The sequence below is a fragment of the Nocardioides sp. P5_C9_2 genome, from assembly GCF_054049555.1.
Map to the genome: position 1 here is coordinate 1 of NZ_JBFUMD010000513.1, position 2,668 is coordinate 2,668.

The 2,668-nt window shown below is 70.7% G+C and carries 2 protein-coding genes; both read left to right on the top strand.

Annotation, left to right across the window (positions count from 1 at the left end):
• Window positions 1-510 (top strand): PqqD family protein (locus ACXJKL_RS18965; RefSeq protein WP_457208558.1); only part of this gene is annotated, 510 nt, incomplete at its 5' end.
• 127 nt (window positions 511-637) lie between these two features.
• Window positions 638-2,668, top strand: a 2,031-nt coding sequence (topA, locus tag ACXJKL_RS18970; protein ID WP_457208559.1) for a type I DNA topoisomerase, incomplete at its 3' end; no start/stop codon positions are given.

Consider the following 2,668-nt stretch of genomic DNA (forward strand, 5'->3'; position numbering starts at 1 on the left):
GGGCTGCACGGCGGCGACGACTACGTCCGCCGCTACGACACGTGGCTGTCGTGGTTCGACGAGCAGGGCATCGAGGGCGTCGGGTTCGGCTGGCTCAACCTGCGACGCACCGGTGCGGGACGCCACCAGCTCCTCGACTGGCCCTACGAGGTCGAGCAACCCATCGGTCCGGCCATCTCCGCCTGGAGTGCCGCGCTGGGTGCTCGGGTCGCCGACGACGACCGGCTCGTCGCGGGGGCCGACCTGGTGCAGGAGACCCAGGGGAGTCCGGGAGCCGAGGACCCCGCCACCATCGTGCTGCGCCAGCAGCGGGGGCTGCGTCGCGCGCGCCGGGTGGACACCCTCGAGGCGGCCTTCGTGGGGGCCTGCGACGGCGACCTGTCGGTCGGACAGATCGTCGGTGCCCTCGCGCAGATCCTCGAGCGCGACATGGACGACGTACGTCGTGAGGTGCTGGCGGCGGCCGACGAGCTGGTGGCAGAGGGCTTCTTGTCGCGCCCCGGGTCCTGACCGTTCCCACCCCTCGGCACGGGCGTCGTACGCCCGACCGGTGCCCGCCGACGGCCGTGCCGGCTGGTGTTGTCGCGCCGGAGCGCTACGGTTGCGGCGCATCACCGAATCAGGAAGCAGGAATCACGTGGCACACAAGCTCGTCATCGTCGAGTCGCCCAAGAAGGCGCAGATGATCGGCGGCTACCTCGGCAGCGGGTATGTCGTCGAGTCGTCCATCGGTCACATCCGGGACCTGCCCAACAACGCGGCGGACACCCCGGCCAAGATCAAGGACAAGCCGTGGGGTCGTCTCGCTGTGGACGTCGACCACGACTTCGAGCCCTACTACGTCGTGCCGCGCGACAAGAAGAGCCACATCTCCAAGCTCAAGAAGCTCCTCAAGGACGCCGACGAGCTCTACCTCGCCACCGATGAGGACCGCGAGGGCGAGGCCATCGCCTGGCACCTGCTCGACGAGCTCGACCCGAAGGGCATCCCGGTCAAGCGGATGGTCTTCCACGAGATCACCAAGCCGGCGATCCTGGCCGCCGCCGAGAGCCCGCGCGAGCTCGACATGCACCTCGTCGAGGCGCAGGAGACCCGCCGCATCCTCGACCGCCTCTACGGCTACGAGGTCAGCCCGGTGCTGTGGAAGAAGGTCATGTCCGGCCTCTCCGCCGGTCGCGTCCAGTCGGTGGCGACCCGCCTGGTGGTCGACCGCGAGCGGGAGCGGATGCGCTTCCGGGTCGCGTCCTACTGGGACCTCGAGGGCACCTTCGACGCGGGCAGCTCGCACGAGCAGCGGATGTTCCCGGCCAAGCTGCACTCCGTCGACGGCGCCCGCGTGGCCCGCGGCTCCGACTTCGGCCCCGACGGGCAGATCAAGAAGTCCGACATCGTGCACCTCGACCGCAGCCGCGCCGAGGCGCTGGCCGCCGCGCTGGAGGACACGACGTACGAGGTCCGCTCGGTCGAGTCCAAGCCCTACCGCCGCTCGCCGTACGCCCCGTTCCGCACCACCACCCTCCAGCAGGAGGCCGGCCGCAAGCTCGGGATGAGCTCGAGCGTGACGATGTCGGTCGCCCAGCGCCTCTACGAGGGCGGCTACATCACCTACATGCGTACCGACTCCACGACGCTGTCCAGCGCCGCGGTCGGCGCGGCCCGCGACCAGGTCCGCGAGCTGTACGGCGCGGAGTACGTCCCCGACAGCCCCCGCGTCTACGCGTCCAAGGTCAAGAACGCGCAGGAGGCGCACGAGGCGATCCGGCCCGCCGGCGACTCGTTCCGCACCCCGGCCCAGACCGGGCTGACCGGCGACCAGTTCCGGCTCTACGAGCTGATCTGGATGCGCACCGTCGCCTCGCAGATGAAGGACGCCACCGGCCACACCGTCTCGATCCGCATCGGCGGCGCCGCGGCGACCGGCGAGGACGTCGTCTTCGGCGCCAGCGGTCGCGTCATCACCTTCCACGGCTTCCTGAAGGCGTACGTCGAGGGCACCGACGACGCCGCCTCGGCACGCGACGACCAGGAGACCCGCCTGCCCGACCTGGAGCAGGGCGAGGCCATCTCGGCGGCCTCGGTCTCCGCCGCGGGACACGAGACGAAGCCCCCGGCCCGCTACACCGAGCCCACCCTGATCAAGGAGCTCGAGGAGCGCGAGATCGGCCGCCCGTCGACGTACGCCTCGATCATGGGCACCATCGTCAACCGCGGCTACGTCTACAAGAAGGGCTCGGCGCTGGTGCCGGCCTGGCTCGCCTTCTCGGTGGTGCGGCTGCTGGAGGAGCACTTCCCGCGGCAGATCTCCTACGAGTTCACCGCCCTCATGGAGGACGTGCTCGACGACATCGCCGGAGGTCGCCGCGACCGCAAGACCGAGCTGGGCGAGTTCTACTACGGCTCCGGCGACGTCGAGGGGCTCAAGACGCTGGTCAACGAGCTCGGCGACATCGACGCCAAGGAGCTGGCGACGTTCCCGATCGGCGAGGACTCCGGCATCGTGCTGCGGGTCGGCCGCTACGGCCCGTACGTCGAGGGGCCGGGCCCCGACACCGACGGGGACGGCGCGGCCGTGCGGGCCAACGTGCCCGACGACCTGCCGCCCGACGAGCTCACGGTGGCCAAGGCCAAGGAGCTGCTGGCCAACCCCGCCGGCGAGGAGCAGGTGCTC